Origin of the sequence: Finegoldia magna, from assembly GCF_002243175.1 — a bacterium.
GTDB classification, from domain to species: domain Bacteria; phylum Bacillota; class Clostridia; order Tissierellales; family Peptoniphilaceae; genus Finegoldia; species Finegoldia magna_J.
On sequence record NZ_NDYF01000013.1, the window covers coordinates 42,739 to 60,244 of the forward strand.

General features: G+C 31.9%; 17 protein-coding genes. All 17 read right to left on the reverse strand.

Going from position 1 to position 17,506, the window contains the following annotated elements; translation table 11 throughout:
* Positions 1-645, reverse strand: a complete 645-nt coding sequence (locus B9N53_RS05360) for an HAD hydrolase-like protein (protein WP_094204016.1) — start codon at positions 643-645, stop codon at positions 1-3.
* Positions 646-794: 149 nt separating this feature from the next.
* Positions 795-1,970, reverse strand: coding sequence for an ABC transporter ATP-binding protein (locus B9N53_RS05365; protein ID WP_094204017.1), 1,176 nt, complete (start codon positions 1,968-1,970; stop codon positions 795-797).
* A gap of 9 nt (positions 1,971-1,979) precedes the next feature.
* Positions 1,980-3,215: an ABC transporter ATP-binding protein gene (locus tag B9N53_RS05370; protein WP_094204018.1), complete on the reverse strand. Its 1,236-nt coding sequence runs from the start codon at positions 3,213-3,215 to the stop codon at positions 1,980-1,982.
* An 11-nt stretch (positions 3,216-3,226) separates the two neighbouring features.
* Complete coding sequence (locus tag B9N53_RS05375) at positions 3,227-4,144, reverse strand: ABC transporter permease (protein WP_094204019.1); 918 nt, start codon at positions 4,142-4,144, stop codon at positions 3,227-3,229.
* Between the two features lie 9 nt (positions 4,145-4,153).
* Positions 4,154-5,080, reverse strand: a complete 927-nt coding sequence (locus B9N53_RS05380; RefSeq protein WP_094204020.1) for an ABC transporter permease — start codon at positions 5,078-5,080, stop codon at positions 4,154-4,156.
* Between the two features lie 72 nt (positions 5,081-5,152).
* Positions 5,153-6,808, reverse strand: coding sequence for a peptide ABC transporter substrate-binding protein (locus B9N53_RS05385; RefSeq protein ID WP_094204021.1), 1,656 nt, complete (start codon positions 6,806-6,808; stop codon positions 5,153-5,155).
* Between the two features lie 535 nt (positions 6,809-7,343).
* The gene (locus tag B9N53_RS05390; protein WP_094204022.1) at positions 7,344-8,360 is read right to left on the reverse strand and encodes a threonine aldolase family protein; all 1,017 of its coding nucleotides are present in this window, start codon (positions 8,358-8,360) and stop codon (positions 7,344-7,346) included.
* Between the two features lie 89 nt (positions 8,361-8,449).
* A complete protein-coding gene (locus B9N53_RS05395; RefSeq protein WP_242432408.1) occupies positions 8,450-9,844 on the reverse strand; it encodes a DUF4153 domain-containing protein in 1,395 nt (464 codons plus the stop codon).
* Positions 9,841-10,215, reverse strand: a complete 375-nt coding sequence (locus B9N53_RS09325) for a hypothetical protein (RefSeq protein ID WP_242432409.1) — start codon at positions 10,213-10,215, stop codon at positions 9,841-9,843. The genes B9N53_RS05395 and B9N53_RS09325 overlap by 4 nt, the downstream gene beginning before the upstream one ends.
* An 86-nt stretch (positions 10,216-10,301) precedes the next feature.
* Entirely contained in the window at positions 10,302-10,778 is a 477-nt protein-coding gene (locus B9N53_RS05400; RefSeq protein WP_094204023.1) for a methylated-DNA--[protein]-cysteine S-methyltransferase, read from the reverse strand.
* A gap of 34 nt (positions 10,779-10,812) precedes the next feature.
* Positions 10,813-11,511 (reverse strand): hypothetical protein, encoded by a 699-nt coding sequence (locus B9N53_RS05405; RefSeq protein ID WP_242432410.1) that lies wholly within the window; start codon positions 11,509-11,511, stop codon positions 10,813-10,815.
* Positions 11,477-12,364, reverse strand: coding sequence for an ABC transporter (locus tag B9N53_RS05410; protein WP_094204024.1), 888 nt, complete (start codon positions 12,362-12,364; stop codon positions 11,477-11,479). The genes B9N53_RS05405 and B9N53_RS05410 overlap by 35 nt, the downstream gene beginning before the upstream one ends.
* Before the next feature lie 8 nt (positions 12,365-12,372).
* Positions 12,373-12,885: a phosphatidylglycerophosphatase A gene (locus tag B9N53_RS05415; protein WP_094204025.1), complete on the reverse strand. Its 513-nt coding sequence runs from the start codon at positions 12,883-12,885 to the stop codon at positions 12,373-12,375.
* A gap of 57 nt (positions 12,886-12,942) precedes the next feature.
* Complete coding sequence (locus tag B9N53_RS05420) at positions 12,943-13,875, reverse strand: ABC transporter ATP-binding protein (RefSeq protein ID WP_094204026.1); 933 nt, start codon at positions 13,873-13,875, stop codon at positions 12,943-12,945.
* Positions 13,872-15,467 (reverse strand): ABC transporter permease, encoded by a 1,596-nt coding sequence (locus B9N53_RS05425; protein ID WP_094204027.1) that lies wholly within the window; start codon positions 15,465-15,467, stop codon positions 13,872-13,874. The genes B9N53_RS05420 and B9N53_RS05425 overlap by 4 nt, the downstream gene beginning before the upstream one ends.
* 78 nt (positions 15,468-15,545) lie before the next feature.
* Positions 15,546-16,619, reverse strand: a complete 1,074-nt coding sequence (locus B9N53_RS05430; RefSeq protein ID WP_094204028.1) for an ABC transporter substrate-binding protein — start codon at positions 16,617-16,619, stop codon at positions 15,546-15,548.
* Between the two features lie 105 nt (positions 16,620-16,724).
* Complete coding sequence (locus B9N53_RS05435) at positions 16,725-17,447, reverse strand: hypothetical protein (RefSeq protein ID WP_094204029.1); 723 nt, start codon at positions 17,445-17,447, stop codon at positions 16,725-16,727.
* Positions 17,448-17,506 lie beyond the last annotated feature (59 nt).

The window sequence follows — 17,506 nt, forward strand, 5'->3', positions numbered from 1 at the left end:
TCACCTATCATTTTGATTAATCACAAATTTATACACATCAATTGGATTATCTGCAACAAAAACCGCATTTTTATATTCCTCTGCATTTCCAAATCCATATCCTGCAGCAATTGATTTAATATTGTTAAGTCTTGCCCCTTCAATATCGTGATGTCTATCTCCAACCATAATCGATTCTTCTGGTTTTATGCCAGTTTTATCTATCAAATAAGCAATTACATCTTCTTTTTCAACTCTAGATTGATCCATAGTCGCACCAGCAGTATACGAAAAATATTTCAACAAATTATTATCCGAAAGAATTTTTCTAGCCGATGATTCAACTTTACTTGTCGCCAAATAAATTTTATATCCCTCATCATAAAATTTGTCTATAGTTTCTACAATTCCATCGTAGAGTTCCATTTCTTTCATGCCTTTTTCGAAATAGTAATCCCTGAAATCTTCAATTCTTTCTTTGGATTCAGTCTCACTAAATCCCAACTCCATGTAACTGTCTTTTAAAGGTGGTCCAATAAAAGATATGAGCTTACTTTCATCGTATTTAAAATTTATTTTATCCAAACTAAACTTAACAGCATTTACTATTCCCTCATAAGAATTCGTAATAGTACCATCAAGATCAAATAATATATTCTTAATCATAATTCCCCTCTCAATTTATTATATCATAGCAAATTTCCTGTGGTGTAATTATAAATTAATTTTAACACCAATGATTATTTTATCATATATTTGATATTGTGTTTGAATTTTGGGCAAAACAAAACCCCGCACATGGCGGGGAATATAATTTATTTTGTCATTCCTGTAGAGTCGATATTTCTAGCTTGTACTTCGTCATCTATTCTCTTGTCCATTTCAGCTTCAGCTGTTGTTTCTTCAACATTTTCTTGAACTTCAGATTGTGGTGCACGACTAAGCTTAGCATCTTGTTCTCTCATAGCTCTTATACCTTCGTCTAATCCCTTATCGAATAAGTGACAAGCTACAAAGTGTTTATCTGCTACTTCTTGTAATACAGGTCTGTCTTTTTTACAGATTTCCATTACATAATTACATCTTGTACAGAACTTACATCCTTCTGGAGCATTAATTGGTGAAGGAATTTCTCCTTGTAATTTAACACGTCCTTCGCTTGAAACATCAGGATCTGGAATAGGAATTGCAGAAATCAATGCTTTAGTATAAGGGTGAAGTGGTTGATTATAAATCTTAGTGTTAGAAGATACCTCTACCATACTACCCAAATACATTACGCCTATTCTATCTGAAATGTGTTTTACCATTGATAAATCGTGAGAAATAAACAAATAAGTTAATTTCTTTTCTCTTTGTAATTCAATAAGTAAGTTAACAACTTGTGCTTGGATACTTACATCAAGCGCAGAGATAGGTTCATCACATACGATAAATTCTGGTTCTACCGCCAAAGCTCTGGCAATACCAATTCTTTGTCTTTGTCCACCAGATAATTCGTGTGGGAATCTTGCTCCATGTTCGGCGTTAAGACCTACAGTTTTTAATAATTCTGTAATTCTGTTTTGAATATCTTTCTCTTTCATTTCAGGGAAGTGAACTCTGATACCTTCTCCAATAATATCACCAATTGTCATCTTAGAGTCAAGTGATGAGTATGGGTCTTGGAAAATCATTTGGGCTTTTTTCTTGAAAGCTTGTTTTTCTTTACCGCTCAATTTTGAAGTATCTTTTCCTTCATATATAACTTTACCATTTGTAGGTTCGTATAAATTAATAACTGTTCTTCCGCATGTAGTTTTACCACATCCAGATTCTCCTACAAGTCCGAAAGTTTCCCCTTTATATATTTTTAAATTTACATTTTCAACAGCTTTTAAAGTCTTGTTCTTACCAACTTTGAAAAACTTATCCAAGTTTTCTAAATCAACAAGCACTTCTCTGTTTGAATAATCTATGTTCTTTTCTTTTATTACTTTAGTTTCTGACATAATTCACTCCTAATAAGGTCTTTCAACTTTTGGTGCTTGTTCATGTGTTAACCAACATCTGCAAACATGATGGTCTGAATATCTAGTTTCAGGTGGCTTCTTTTCTCTACAAATTTGCATTGCATAATCACATCTTGCCGCAAATGGACATCCTGGAATTTCCATCAATAAGTCTGGTGGAGTTCCACCTAATGAATACAATTCATTATCCTTTGAAGAGTCAAGTCTTGGAACGCTCATCAATAATGCCCATGTGTATGGGTGATGTGCATCTTTAAATATTTCTTGTACTGTACCAGTTTCCATGATTTCTCCGGCATACATTACTTGAATTCTGTCGGCAAAGTCTGCTACTACACCTAAATCGTGAGTTACAAGAACTATAGAAGTGTTTTTAGTATCTCTTAATTCTCTCATCAAATCCAAGATTTGCGCTTGAATTGTTACATCAAGTGCTGTAGTTGGTTCGTCAGCTAAAATAACATTAGGGTTACAAGCCAATGCGATTGCAATCATAACTCTTTGTCTCATACCACCGGATAATTCGTGAGGATATTGTTTAACACGTTCTTCAGCATTAGGAATATTTACAGTCTTTAATAACTTAATAGCTTCTTTTTTAGCTTCATCTTTTGATAAATCAGTGTGTAACAAAAGCGATTCTGTAATTTGCTTACCTATTTTCATAGTTGGGTTAAGAGAAGTCATAGGGTCTTGGAATATCATAGATACATCAGATCCCTTGTATTGTCTCAATCTCTTCTTATCCATTTTAAGAACTTGTTCATCCATGTATTTAATTGAAGAAGGTTCCTTGATAACTGCTGATTGAGGTAAAATTTGAAGTATAGATTTACTTACTACTGTTTTACCACATCCAGATTCTCCTACTAATGCTAAAGCTTCTCCATCGTAGATGTCAAAGCTTACGCCCCTTACGGCCTTTACTTCACCAGCGTAAGTATTGAATGATACGTTTAAGTTATCTACTTCAATTACTTTTGGTCTGTTAGTGTAATCTTTAGCTACTCTAGCAGTCCTAGTGATTTCTTCTGATAAATTTTGTTTTTCATTCATATTATTTTCTTCGTTAACTTTATCTTCTACAACTTCAGAGGAAACATATTTAGTTGTAGTTTCAACTTCATTATTTTCATTAATTACAGTTTCTTCAACCAATGTTTCTTCTGAAAGATTTTTTTCTTTTTTTAATTCGTCTACATCTTTGTATTTATTCTTGCTCATGTTTTTTCCTCCTACTGTCTAAGGTTAGGGTCAAGCGCATCTCTCAAACCATCACCTAACAAAGTAAATGAAAGCATTGTTAACCCGATCATTAGAGCGGGGAAAAACAATTGATAAGGATAAAATTGGAATACTTGTTGTGCTTGTGAACACATAAGTCCCCAAGAAGTTTCTGGAGGTTGTACACCAAGTCCTAAGTAACTTAAGAAAGCTTCACCGAAAATATATCCTGGAATATCAAATGAGATTGATACAAGTATTACGTTCAAAGTATTTGGAATAAGGTGCTTGATAATGATATCTTTGTTGCTTACTCCCAATACACGAGCTGCCATGATATAATCTTGTTCTTTTAATGAAAGAATTTGACCTCTTACAAGTCTTGCAAGACCGCACCATCCTGTGATAGTCATGGCCAAAATAAGTGTTCCTACACCATTTGAATTTAAAGCTAATCTTAAAATAATTACTAATAAAAGGTAAGGTATAGAAATCAATATTTCTACAATTCTCATCATTATTGTATCAACTCTTCCACCAAAGAATGCAGAAGCCGCACCATAAATAGAACCAATTACTGTACCAATGATAGCACCAGCAAGACCTATTATGATGGAAATTCTACCACCTCTCCAAATTCTTGTGAAGATATCTCTTCCAAGTTCGTCAGTGCCGAACCAGAATTTTCCACTTGGTGATAAGTTAATTTCTCCTACTAATTCTTCGTGAGAATATCCTGTTAACATCGGTCCGATGATAACCATTACAACTAAAAATATTAATATAATAAATGCAACTAAAGCTGCTTTATTTTCTTTAAATCTTCTCCAAGCGTCAGACCAGTATGTTACTACAGGTCTTGCTATAAACTCAGATGTTCTATCTTCATCTGAAAGTCTTTGAAATTTGCTTTGATCTATTTTTTCCATACTAATCCCCTAATCTATAATTTTAATTCTTGGATCTGCTATACCGTATAAAATATCTACAACTAATTGAGAGATTAAGAACAAGAATGCATAGAAAATTGTTGTACCTATAATCATAGGATAATCTCTGGCAGTTATAGAGTTTACAAAGTAACTTCCTAAACCTGGTATAGAATACATACTTTCAATAATGAAAGATCCTGTAAAGATACCAACAATTTGTGGAGCTATAATTGTGATGATAGGAAGTATAGCATTTCTAAAAACGTGTTTTCTAATTACGTTGAAGCCTGATACACCTTTTGCTTTTGCAGTAAGTATGTAGTCTTCGTTCAAAACTTCCAATACATTACTTCTCATATATCTAGCATAAGTAGCTATTGAACCAAAACATAATGCGATAGATGGTAGTATTGTATATTTTACTTCGTCTCCGTAGCCTGAAGTTGGAAACCAATTTAGTTTTACTGCGAAAGCGTATTGTAAAAGAGCCCCCAAAATAAATACAGGTATCGTAATACCCAAAATAGCTAATACACTGATAATATAATCTGGCACTTTACCCCTGTTTAAGGCCGCAAGAATGCCAAAGATAATACCAATTGTAATACCTATTACCATGGCTTGTCCACCAATTCTTCCAGATACTGGAGCAGTTTGAGCTATTGTAGTCTTAACTTCTCTACCTGGATATTTGTATGAAGCACCTAAGTCTCCGTGTAATGCATTTTTTAAAAATATTGCATATTGTGTTGATACTGGCTTATCCAAACCGTATCTAGCTTTGTAGTTTTTGATTGTTTGCTCTGGAAGAGTTTTACCCATAGCAGACAATGGATCCCCTTGAATGTTATGCATCAAGAAGAATGTTGCTGTTGTTATTATAAATAAAGTTAGCAACATGTACAAGATTCTCTTTATAAGATATTTTAACATGAGTCCTCCTATATACAATTAGTAGGCTGTTACAAATAATTTGTAACAGCCTGCCATTTGCTACTAGTTATTTTATTTTTTTTCTAAATAAGTGTCTTTGTATCCTGCTGTTGAGAATTGGTTTAAGTTAATTTTCTTTACATAATCTTGGTAATAAATATTAGTAGAACCAGATATAATTGGAATAATAACTGTTTCATCAGCTAAGATTTGTTCAGCTTTCTTATACAATTCAACTTGTTTGTTTTCGTCTTTTTCCTTGGCAGCGTCTCTGATTAATTTATCATATTCTTCGCTCTTCCATCCAGTTCTAACTGCGTTAGCACTTGAAGTGAATAGAGACATCATTGCTGATGGGTGGTTGTAGTCAGCAGTCCATGCTAAATAACCCATTTGGTAATTACCTTTATTGATTTTACCAGAAAGGATAGCCCATTCCATCATTTCCAATTTAACTTTTACACCAAGTTTGTTTTGGAAGTTTTGTTGGAAATATTCACCTCTTTTCTTTAATTCTGGAGAGTTAGTCATAATCAAGCTTACTTCTAATTTTGAAGGATCTGGATCCATTCCCAATTCTTTAAGACCTTCAGATAATAAAGCTTTAGGATCGCCTAATTTGTCAGCCATTTCTTTAACAGGATTACCTGCCATTTCTCTGTATTTCAATTCGTTAATTGAAATAGCTTTTGGTACCCAGAAATAAGCAGGTTCTGATTTACCTTTAAGAACTGTATTGTTGAAGCCTTCTCTGTCTAAAGCGATGTTGAATGCTTGTCTAACTTTTTTGTTCTTGAATAACTTATCTTGGTGGTTAACTGCAAAATAGTCTATAGCTGGAAGGTCAACTTTTTGTGTCTTAGTTCCTTCTCTCTTATCGAACTTAGAAGTCCATTCTGGTTTATTAGTACCTACACTCATAATTTCTCCAGATTGGAAAGCATTCATTCTAGTGTTTTCATCTGTTAAAACTCTGATGTTTACTTTTTCTAATTTAACTTTATCTTTGTTCCAGTAGTCTGGGTTCTTTTCAAGAACTAATTTAGAGTTGTGACTCCATTCAGTTAATTTGAATGGTCCGCAACCTACGATTGTGTTAGCTTCTGAACCGAATTGTTCACCTTGTTTTTCAACTATGTCTTTTCTTTGTGGGAAACATACTCTGAAAGGTACGATATTAATGAAGTATTGTGCTGGAGCACCTAATTTGATTTCCAATGTTTTGTCATCAAGAGCTTTAACTCCCAATTTGTCTAATGGAGCTTTTCCTGAGTTAACTTCTTGGAAGTTAGCGATATCAGCTAATAAGAATGAAGAACCTGAACCTGTCTTAGGGTCTGCAGTTCTTTTAATACCATATTCGAAATCTTTAGCTGTTAATGGTTGACCATCATCCCATTTCAAGCCGTCACGTATTGTGAATGTATAAGTCATAGCATCTTCAGAAACTTTCCATTCTGATGCTGCTGCTGCTTCTGGTTTCAATGTTAAATCGTCGTTTTGAACTAATCTGATAAGTGGTTCATATACATTATTTACGATTGTATTACCATAAGCGTCACTACCTTTTTGAGCATCGATAGATTCAGGATCAGCCGCTACGAAAGTATTGTATACTGTGTTTTCTCCCTTAGCTCCTCCGTCTTTTGATCCTCCATTTCCACATGCTGTACCAGCAACCATAAGGCCGGCTAACATCAAGGCAACAAACCTTTTCTTGTTTCTCATTTACAATTCCTCCTTAAATATTTTAATCATATGAGAAAATCCGAATTAATCGTGAATACATATTTGAAAATATATAAGTTCTAGTCTTCACGTTTTTCGTAATTTCATTATAACATGAATTTATGAAAATGATAACATAAACAACGTTTTTTCAAAATATTTTAATATTAAATTGTTATTAAATTGTCTTGTTCTGTTTTTTTATAAAATTTTTCGTTTTAATTTATCTTTGCACGATTGTATATATTTCGTAATAATCGCTATTTTATTGAAATATTGTTTTCATAAATTTATCATTTGATATTAGTTATCATATATGTTCTCAGTGAAATATTTTTACATTTTTTCACGAAATTTTTGTGTTTTTTGTTTGAAAAATTTAATACATGGATTTAAACAAATAAAAGATTAGATATTTTAGGAATTTATACCACAAAAGTATTTGGTGATTTTTCGTAAATCATTGTAACTTTTTTGTAATATTTTTTTATTTTTTTAATTGCCATCAAAAAAGCGACCAATTAAGGTCGCAAATTTATAAATCATTTATCAATTCATCTACCATGTGATCTTGAGTTGACCATGATGTGCAAATTCTTACATTGATGTAATCATCTGTTTTATAGTTTTCGCAAAAATTATATTTGTGTTTTAATCTGTGATATCTTTCGTAATCCATATTTACGAATATTGTGTTGGTTGTAGATTGAGTAGCCAGAACATAATTTTGTTCTTTTAATCTTTGTCTAATTCTATCTGCTTGTTCATCTGCCTTTTCAGCTAATTCGAAGATCAAATCGTCAGTAAATAATTCTCTAAATTGAATTCCCAAAAATCTTGATTTGGCAATCAACATTCCAGAGCCTTTGATGTAGTTTTTAAAATGTAGCTTGAAGTCGTCGTTATTTAATATCAACGCTTCTCCAAACATCGCACCACATTTTGTTCCGCCGACGTATGTCGCATCGACAATATCGCAAATTTCTTTTAATGTTAAATCATTATTTTTTGCAGCTAATGCATACGCAAGTCTTGCGCCATCCATAAACAAATACAATCCGTGCTTGTCGCAAACTTTTTTTATTTCCAAAAGTCTTTGTTTGGTGTAGATTGTTCCAGATTCTGATGAGTTGGTTATGTAAACCATTTTAGGGATTGGTTTATGAAAATAAGCTGGATCATTCATTCTTTCTGAGACGAATTTGTCTATTACTTCTGGAATTAAAAGTCCATCTTCATCTTCTACAATTTCTATTTTGTGTCCAATATCTTCAATAGCGCCTGTTTCTAATGTGTTAATGTGTGCATTATCACATGCAATTACACTTTCAAAAGGTCTCAAAGATGTTTTAATAACAAGTTTGTTACAAGCTGTAGAACCATGTAAGAAGTAAACGTCTTGATCTGAAATCTTTTTTCTGATAAGTTCTTTTGCTTGGTGAGTGTATCCATCGTTGCAATAGCCTTGTTGTTGAACCATATTGGTCTCTTCAAGTGCTTTTATAATATTTGGGTGAACTCCTTCTAGATAATCACAGTTAAAATTATACATAATTTTTCTCCTCAATTGACAATAATTAATTTGTTAAAATACAGATTTATTATAACACTTGATAATTTTTTGTAAAGAATATTATTCACCTATTTTGTGTATAAGCATTTGATGTAGTAAGTCATTTTTTGTCCATTATCATAAATACATTCTGCTCTTTCAAGTATCGTCTTGTATTTATGACTGTTAATTACGCCCTCATCTTTTATCAAAAGTTCAGGGTCTTCTGTATTAATATCAGGTCCTTGTAGATTCCATAATTCTTCTAATCTGTTATTAAATGTGTCTATGTTGAATTTGCCAATTATTTCATTTTTGTATTTTATAACAACAATATTTGAATTTTTGGAAAACGTAACGTTTTGATTTCCCAAATTTTCGATATTTTGTGTGTTTGAATCATACTGGAATTGAATATTTTCAAGTAGTCGATCGTAGTTTGTGGTATCAATTTCTAACCTATCATTGACAAAAGATCGTATTTGTCCGTATAGTGACTCAAATTCATCTCCTCTGAATCCAAATAGACGATTCATATCCTCTTGCGAAGTTGTAAATTTGTCATCTAAATAAGGGAGTTCTTTTATGTTGTGTTTGACTACAAAATAGTCAAGTTTGTCTTTTATTTCCTTTATTTTAGCTGGATTTACATTGCTTTGAGATTTTATTTTTCCATCTACAAGCAGATTTTCTTCAACTAACATTTTTTCTAATTTGGCTTTTTGATCTATTCTACTGATGTTATATGCAGAAATAGGTCCCACCGAAGAAATCAATGCCAATATCAAAAATGTTGTCGGTATCGTGATGTATGTCTTCTTGTTGAAAAACAAATAGTAAATCATTGATATAACAATAAACACTCCACCAACTACTACAAGATATCTTTCTTCTGTAACTCCATAATACGAAATTCTGATGCCTATTGAGTAGAACATCATTACTGAAAGTATCAACAATATTATAGGTTGAATTTTGTTGTAAACATTTATGAACTTATCTTCCACAGTTTTTGATATAAACAATACCACGACCGAAAGCAATCCGTACCACAAAATAAGATTTGTGATGATATTGTTAGGTATTGTCTTCAGAACTACTACCTTTATTATATATAGAAGTAAAATCGATCCGTATATCAAAAATATCGGTGCGATAATTCTGGTAAACAAGAACTTAAAAGGCAAAAGCCATTTGATTTTCAGATTTTCGTCACTATATTTCAACGGGAATTTGGATAAAATTATGGATGCGTTGAGCAGTAGGAAAATTACCGCTGCGCATGATACTATTACATTACTAAGATTAAATTGTAGCTTAAATAGTTCTTTTGTCGTAAACAAAATTGCAACAATTCCGATAAAAATCGTCACGCAATAAATTAACGATTCTATTATCGACAAAACAATTTTTACTGCGTAGTCGGCATAATCATTTCTCTTATTAAAGTGACCTGCTACAAACATTCCTACAAAAAGTGTCACAAATAATCCCATCCCATTTGCGTGATTTCATTTCTAAGGACGAAGGACTTATCTACTCTTTTTATTAGAAAATAGCACACTAACCCCATAATCACTGAAACAATTAAATACACCAAAGCTTTTTTGCCCTTTGTGATTTCTATGTTTTTGTCTGTAATTATCAGCTTTACAATCATATAGCTCATCGCAAAATAAAGCGAAGAAATAAGTAAATCCGCTGTCAAAGTGCTATTTAATGCACCTATTTCGATATACCATATCCCCATAATTGCAAATATCGTAGCAACAAATATTGAAAACAATACCATTGGATATAGCTTTATTGTTTTCTGTAAGTTTTTTAGTTTCGATTTAAAAATATCTAACCTCATAATTTCCTCCTGCTTTTCTATATTATATCACGATAAATATCTTAAAAATCGCTTGAAAACATTTGTTGCAATTTCGTAAACATTGCTCAAATATTTACAGAAGGTTTGTGATTTTGTTCCAAATCTAATAAATACTTTTTCTTTTCTATGCCAAATTTATATCCAGTGAGCTCATTGCTTTTTCCGATCACTCTGTGACAAGGTACTAAAATCATCAAATCATTTGAGCCAACAGCTCTACCAACTGCTCTTGCTGATGTTTTGAGGTTGTAAATTTTTTCATATTTTTCTTTGATGTCAGTGTATGTCGTAGTCGTTCCATACGGAATTTCACACACTAATTTCAATATCTTAGTTGCATAATCTGATTTGTCGATTAGTATATCGTCAAACTGTCCAGTAATTTTCCCCGAAAAATAATCGTTCAAATATTTCTTACATTTTTCAATTATTTCATCAGTCCCCTGTTCTACAAAATAATCTACAAATTCACATTTTATTATATTTTCTCCGTCACTTTCTATAAGAATATTTCCTATTTTTGATTTGTAAATTTCTCTCATATAAAAAAGCTCGGATTGCTCCGAGCTATCTCCTTTATTTTACATTTAAGCCTTTGATGAAGTTGGTAAATAATATCGATAATACAAGCGCTATTACCCCAGCTCCCAAATAAATATACATATTAAGTCCACTAAATAATTTGAATGCTGATATTAAATATTCTGAGAAGAATACATTTATAGCGATAATAATTGCAGTAAATAATATGAATATTTTCACAGCACCTAGTTTATACGCTAAGAATATCAACGAATTAAATGCAAGGCTGCACACCGATGTGATTACAAAAACTATTGGCATATAAGATAACAATGAGCCTTTTGTGAACACTCCGATCTTGTCATAATAAATTTCGATTTGTCTAGCGTGTAAGAATCCCGACAAAACTCTTGTCAAATAAATTACACCAATTATAATTGCGAATACCAACACGACGTTGAAAATTCTTTCAAAAATCGTAGCTTTTTTGATTTGTTTTCTGTGGTAAGATGATTCTATGTTCATTCCAAAATCTTGGAAATAATCTTTACTTGCTACCAATAAAAAGTAAAAAGTATTGAATAAAAACATCGGCACAACGTATGTGAATAGTGGCAATTTACCAAAATCGAATTTCCATATATTAAAGTAGGAAAGTCCTCCAATGATTGCTAATATCACAACAGATACAAGAAGAGTGTAGAATGCGTACGCAAAACTATTCGACAACTTCTGTTTTAACAGTCTTTTCATAATTTCCCTCCTCAATCATTGTAATTAATTCGTCTAATGGTAATTGTTTGATTACACAGCCGTTATTTTCAAGTAAAATTCGTTCGTCTTCGTTGATATCATCGAACATTTTGATTTCATCCTCTAATCCATCAGAAGTTCTCGTCAAAATCCTCTTGTAATTCATAGCAGTGATGATTTCCTTAGGTCCACGAACTACGTTTGCTTTGGTAAGTATGTTGTGCTTAGAATCCTTGAATTTAATTCTACCATCTTGCATCAACACCAAATAATCAAAAAATACTTCCTCCACAATTGGAGCTGAAATCAATATCGTATTTCTGATTAATTCTTGACGCTTTTTCATTATATCTATAAATTCCAAAGAAAGCTTTCTGTCTGCTATTTCAAAATTTTTAAGTAATACTATCTTTTTGTTCGTAGCAAGTGCCGCAGTCATAAGCACGATGTTGCAGTAATCTTCCTTCAAATCTTCAAGTCTTGCGAATTCATCAATTGCAAATCCTTTTAGCACAGAATCCACAAATTCTTCGTCGAAATAAGGATTCAACTTCTTTTTTAATTTAAGATACTTCTTAACCTTCATAGATGAATTGTAATCTTGTAAAAATGTTGAAAACTCAACTTCGTTTGTTAGCTTTGGATCCTTTAGGACGTTTTCTTTTTCTTCAAAACCATACAAGAATTCTCCATTGTATTTAGTTGTAAAAGATCCCAAAATATCAAACAATTCATCAATGTTTTTGTCGTGACCTGTAAACAAATATATGTAACCTTCTTCTATTTCAAGGCTACAATCCAGGTCAATTTTTTTCAATCTTCTTTTTTTGTTTATGTTATCTATCGTATACATAAAATCTCCTATTTAAATCTCGAATGAGACAACCTACTTGCCGCAGCCGCTGCAATCGCAGCCACTATATCATCCAAAAATGTGTTAACACAATCTGTTTTTTCTACGTCTAATTCTTTGATAATTCCGATCTTTTCCTTATCCAAATACCCAAAATTAGTAAATCCGATTGACCCGTACACATTGATTATTGACAAAGCCAACACTTCATCAATTCCATAAAGTCCTTCATCTGATTCGATAATTTTTTGAATAGGATCATCGAATAACTTTTTATCACAAGCTTTGTCGATTGCAATCCCCGTTAATACACATTGCAACACTTCACGCTTTTCTAAAACTCTCTCCACATTTTCAGTGCACAATTCCATCGTCAAATTCGGATAGTATTTTTCTTGTAAAGTGAACACTATTTTTGAAATATCTTCTATCACAACGCCTCTTTCTTGTAATTGGCGAATCGTAATCTCTTTCAATTCTTGAATAGTATAAGGATATTCAGAAACTTTTTTTCTACCCATGTTACCTCCTAAAAATATCTCTATACTATATTTTACCCAAAATTCAAGCGCTTTACTCTAATTTGTCGGCAATTTTCTTTTAGAATATATTACTTTTACTTCATCTCCAATTTCATTTGTAAAATCATTGTTGAGCATATATGAATCGATAGTTTTATCTTCCAATTGAATAACCACTTTAACGCTTGATCCTTGGAATACAATATCCTTGATAACTCCATCTTCTCCTTGGTCTGAAATTTTCACATCCTCTGGCCTAACGTAATATCCTTCAAAAATATTTTTTTCTCCGATAAAATTCAACACGAAATTATTTTTCGGATTTTTGTAGATATCTAAAGGATAGGAATGTTGTTCGATTTTGCCTTTGTTCATCAGAATAATATCATCTGCCAACTCAAAAGCTTCGTTTTGGTCGTGTGTTACGAAAATCATCGTAGTTCCTAGATTTTTTTGAATATTTTTGATTAATAATCTCATGCTAACTCTCAATTTTTGATCCAAATTGCTAAGAGGTTCATCAAGTAATAAAAGTTTTGGACTCAAAACCAAAGACCTTGCAAGGGCAACTCTTTGTCTTTGTCCCCCAGATAATTCGTCAATCATTTTTTTCTCATGACCTTTTAAGCCAACAAGATCAATCATTTCATTGACTTTGTTCTCAATTGTAGCTTTGTCCATGTTTTTGAATTTCAAACCATAGGCGACATTATTGAACACATTCATGTGATAGAAAAGCCCGTACGATTGGAACACAGTGGTGATGTCTCTTTTTTCAGCGGTTAAGTGTGTGATATCTTCCCCATCCAAAATAATTTGCCCTGAATTAGGCTTCACAAAACCACCAATCATATTCAAAATCGTACTTTTACCACAACCAGAAGGTCCCAAAATACACAACATTTTTCCTTTTTCCAATTCAAATTCAACATTATCTACTACGGTTTTATCTTCGTAAATTTTCGTAAGATTTTTTACACTTAAAATCATTTTCTATCTCCTATTTTTGTCGCCAAATAATATCCACCATTTACAACAAGACATATCAAAATTATTATTAACGCAATTACTGAACCAATATTATAATTACCACTGTTTATAACATCAAACATCACTAGCGTTAAAACTTTTTGCCCTGGATAAACCAAGAAAATAATCGATCCAATTGTCGTCATCGTCGCAGTGAATGCATTGATGAATGTGACTGTGAATCCCTTCTTAGTTAGTGGAAGAACGATGTCTTTAAATACATAAATGAAATTTGCCCCCAAATCCTGTGCAGAATTGATTTCATCTTCGCTAATTGACAAAACGTGGCTGTTCATAACTTTTGTCGAAAAAGGCATTTGTTTGAACAAAACATTCAACACTACAATTGCGCTAGTTCCAACAAGCATCAATGGTTTGTGATTAAACGCTAACAAATAACCTAAACCAAAGAATGTTCCCGGCAAAATATAAGGCAAATTAGATATATAATCTGCAATTTTAATTACCTTGCTCTTTTTTATTATCGAATAATAAGCCATCAACAAACCAATCATACTTCCGAAAAATGCACTAATCAAAGAGTACACGATACTTCTTGTGATTGTGTTTGTAATGTACGATTTGGAATTTCTGAAGTTTTCCAAAGTAAATGTAAGTTCGTTGTTTTTCATTTTTGTAAATGCTGATAAAATAATTGACGCATATTGAATTACAAGCCAACTCAACAAAAAAACACTGGTTGCACACAAGAAATAAAACACAGCAGACTTTTTATCGATAATTGGTGTGCCTGACGAATTAGAATTAACATTGCTTTTTCTCATAGATTTCGAATAAATGATAAACATAATAACAGAAGGAATCAAAATCATTATGTTTATAACTGCCGCAGTTTTAATATCCCCTTTGCTAATGACAGCCATGTAACCTTCACTTGCCAATACGTTAAACTTTCCACCTATAATTGCAGGAGTTCCAAAATCTGCGATTGAGCGAATAAATGTTAGGAAAAACACAGAAATCAACGTGTTTTTTAATTGTGGAATCAAAATATCAATGACTACATGGTTCGTATTTGCTCCCAAATCAACCGCTGAATTAATAGAGTCTGAATCCAAATTATTCAGATAAGATATTACCATCAAACTGCTCAACGACAAAAATCCCAATGTTTCCATCAAAATAATTCCCGTCATTCCATAAGGATTGGTGTTTAATTTCAACAAATTGTAAGTGATGAATCCTCTTCTCCCGAATAAATTTATGTAAGACAAACTTGTTACAAAATGAGGTGAAATCATCGTCACCAATAAAATTGCGCTGATGATTTTTTGATGAATTTTACCACTCAAAAAACAATACAAGCCAATTATCGCAGAAAAAACCGTCGTTAAAACCGATACAATAAAACCAACTGTAATTGAATTCACAAACAGTTTTTTATTTTCTTTAAATACATTTAAAATAAAATCTATGAAATTGCCACCATCTGTTGTAAAAGCTTCTTTAAATACGTATAAAAATGGCAGTCCAATAAACACGAATATGAGTAGGAAAATTATGTATTTAATAAATTTATCTAATGTTTTCATGATTTACTCCATATAAAACAAGCACCCGTTAAGGTGCTAGTTAAATGGGAGAAACCAAACAGATTTCTCCCTATTAAATTACTTACTTTTTACAAATTCTGAGAATTTATTTAAAATAGCTTCTCTCTTTTCACCGAAAGTAGACAAATCTTGTTTGATTAAGTTTTCTTTTTTCAAACCTAAATCAAGACCTTTGATTCCATCTTTAACCATTTGGTTAGAATCTTTTCCGTCTATTTCTGCTAACATTTGTAAAGATTCATCTTCTAACATGAAATCGATGAATGCTTTTGCAACTTCAGTGTTAGGTGAATTTTTGAAAATAGCTACTCCTTCTGGAACCCATGGAATACCATCTTCAGGATATACAACAGTTAAGTTGTTATCTTTTGCTGTATCAAACGCTGATTTGTCAACTGGAATAATACCAATTCCAAATTCTCCAGCAGCTGTTTTTTCTTGAGGATCTTTTCCTCTTTTTCCGTAGAAGCTGATGTTATCATTTAATTTAGATAAATAATCCCAACCTTTTTCTTCGCCGTATTTGTCCAACAATCCTTTAACTGCGGCGTAGTTTGTACCAGAGATTGAAGGATCGCTCATGATTACTTCGCCTTTGTATTTTGGATCTGCTAATTCATCCCAAGTTTTTGGAACTTCTAAGTTTTTAGATTTTAATACTTCGTTATTTGCTAAGAAGCCAACAACTGTGATTCCTTTTGATAACCAATAACCATCTTTGTCTTTGTAATCGTCTGGAATTTGTTTCAAAGCTTCAGATTCATATTTTTCTAACATATCGTCTGATTTAGCTTTCATGAAAGCGTCGATTCCGCCTCCAAACCATACATCAGCCATAGCCTTACCTTCAGCTTTTGCTCTTGATAAAACTTCACCACTTGACATAGATAAGAATTCTACCTTAGCTCCTGTTTTTTCAGTGAACTTGTCGAATAATTTTACGTATTTGTCGCTTGTTGCAACAACATTCAAAGTTTTACCTTCAAACTTTTTAGCGTCGTCTACTTTTTCTTCAGTTTTTGTAGATTCTTTTGATGTTGTTTCTTTTGAATTATCTTTTGATTGACAAGCAGCCAACGCAAAAATTAACATTAAAGAAAGACTTAACATCTTTAAAAATTTGTTTTTCATAATCCCTCCATATTTTTTAATTATATCATTAGATAGTATATATTATTTTGAAATATTTTACAAATACACAAAATGACTCCAATTTTTGGAGTCATTTCGTGTAAATTATTTCTCAATATATGATTTGATAAAGTAATTACCATCCTTATTTTCAAGAGTAAGAGTCGCATAGTTGTTTTTTAATACTAAATCATTGCCTTTGATTTCTCCTTCAGTTGGATAAAAAGTGCCTATAGAAACATCGCTTACAAATGTATAATAAGCGTTGTTTTCTTTCAAATACAAGCATTTTCCTTTACTTTTAACATCGTCTGAAACAATCCCTGCATATTTTTTCAACGTAGCATCTATTAAATTTTTATCGATTTCAACTAACGGCATTAGTTTAGCTGATAATTCGAATTCTGAAAAACTATCTAGTTTTTTCAATTTTTCTATTATAGCTTTGTGCTCATCTGAATTTTCTTCATAATTTTTCGATGGAAAATAATTGATAAAGCTATCCAAATCTATTTCTTTTGGATCGTTGTAACTTCCTGCCTTGAAGAAATTCGAAGTTATGTTTTTAATTTCATCAAATTCTGATCCAGGCCTTTTCTCCACAAAAACTTTTTTAATTTGATTTACCTCGTCATCTGTTAGCTTTCTATCTTTTCCTGCCTTTATCCCTTTGAAAGCTTCTTCAAAGTAATTTCCAACCCATTTTTGTTGTTCTTCAGTTAATTTGATATTTTCTTTGTTGTCTTTACTTTTATCGCAAGATGCTAGAAATATTATCGCAAATAATAAAACAACCGAAACTTTTAAAAATTTATGTAATCTTTTCATAGATACTCCCCCTTTATTTGGTTTATTTATACCCTGATTCCTTAATTTTATATCAAAAA

What these genes read in the sequence shown, in the direction of transcription:
- B9N53_RS05360 (WP_094204016.1), bottom strand. Translation starts at nt 645, where the DNA reads ATGATTAAGAATATATTATTTGATCTTGATGGTACTATTACGAATTCT.
- B9N53_RS05390 (WP_094204022.1), bottom strand. Translation starts at nt 8,360, where the DNA reads ATGTATAATTTTAACTGTGATTATCTAGAAGGAGTTCACCCAAATATT.
- B9N53_RS05375 (WP_094204019.1), bottom strand. Translation starts at nt 4,144, where the DNA reads ATGGAAAAAATAGATCAAAGCAAATTTCAAAGACTTTCAGATGAAGAT.
- B9N53_RS05370 (WP_094204018.1), bottom strand. Translation starts at nt 3,215, where the DNA reads ATGAGCAAGAATAAATACAAAGATGTAGACGAATTAAAAAAAGAAAAA.
- B9N53_RS05435 (WP_094204029.1), bottom strand. Translation starts at nt 17,447, where the DNA reads ATGAAAAGATTACATAAATTTTTAAAAGTTTCGGTTGTTTTATTATTT.
- B9N53_RS05415 (WP_094204025.1), bottom strand. Translation starts at nt 12,885, where the DNA reads ATGGGTAGAAAAAAAGTTTCTGAATATCCTTATACTATTCAAGAATTG.
- B9N53_RS05425 (WP_094204027.1), bottom strand. Translation starts at nt 15,467, where the DNA reads ATGAAAACATTAGATAAATTTATTAAATACATAATTTTCCTACTCATA.
- B9N53_RS05385 (WP_094204021.1), bottom strand. Translation starts at nt 6,808, where the DNA reads ATGAGAAACAAGAAAAGGTTTGTTGCCTTGATGTTAGCCGGCCTTATG.
- B9N53_RS05365 (WP_094204017.1), bottom strand. Translation starts at nt 1,970, where the DNA reads ATGTCAGAAACTAAAGTAATAAAAGAAAAGAACATAGATTATTCAAAC.
- B9N53_RS05410 (WP_094204024.1), bottom strand. Translation starts at nt 12,364, where the DNA reads ATGTATACGATAGATAACATAAACAAAAAAAGAAGATTGAAAAAAATT.
- B9N53_RS05430 (WP_094204028.1), bottom strand. Translation starts at nt 16,619, where the DNA reads ATGAAAAACAAATTTTTAAAGATGTTAAGTCTTTCTTTAATGTTAATT.
- B9N53_RS05380 (WP_094204020.1), bottom strand. Translation starts at nt 5,080, where the DNA reads ATGTTAAAATATCTTATAAAGAGAATCTTGTACATGTTGCTAACTTTA.
- B9N53_RS05400 (WP_094204023.1), bottom strand. Translation starts at nt 10,778, where the DNA reads ATGAGAGAAATTTACAAATCAAAAATAGGAAATATTCTTATAGAAAGT.
- B9N53_RS09325 (WP_242432409.1), bottom strand. Translation starts at nt 10,215, where the DNA reads ATGAGGTTAGATATTTTTAAATCGAAACTAAAAAACTTACAGAAAACA.
- B9N53_RS05420 (WP_094204026.1), bottom strand. Translation starts at nt 13,875, where the DNA reads ATGATTTTAAGTGTAAAAAATCTTACGAAAATTTACGAAGATAAAACC.
- B9N53_RS05405 (WP_242432410.1), bottom strand. Translation starts at nt 11,511, where the DNA reads ATGAAAAGACTGTTAAAACAGAAGTTGTCGAATAGTTTTGCGTACGCA.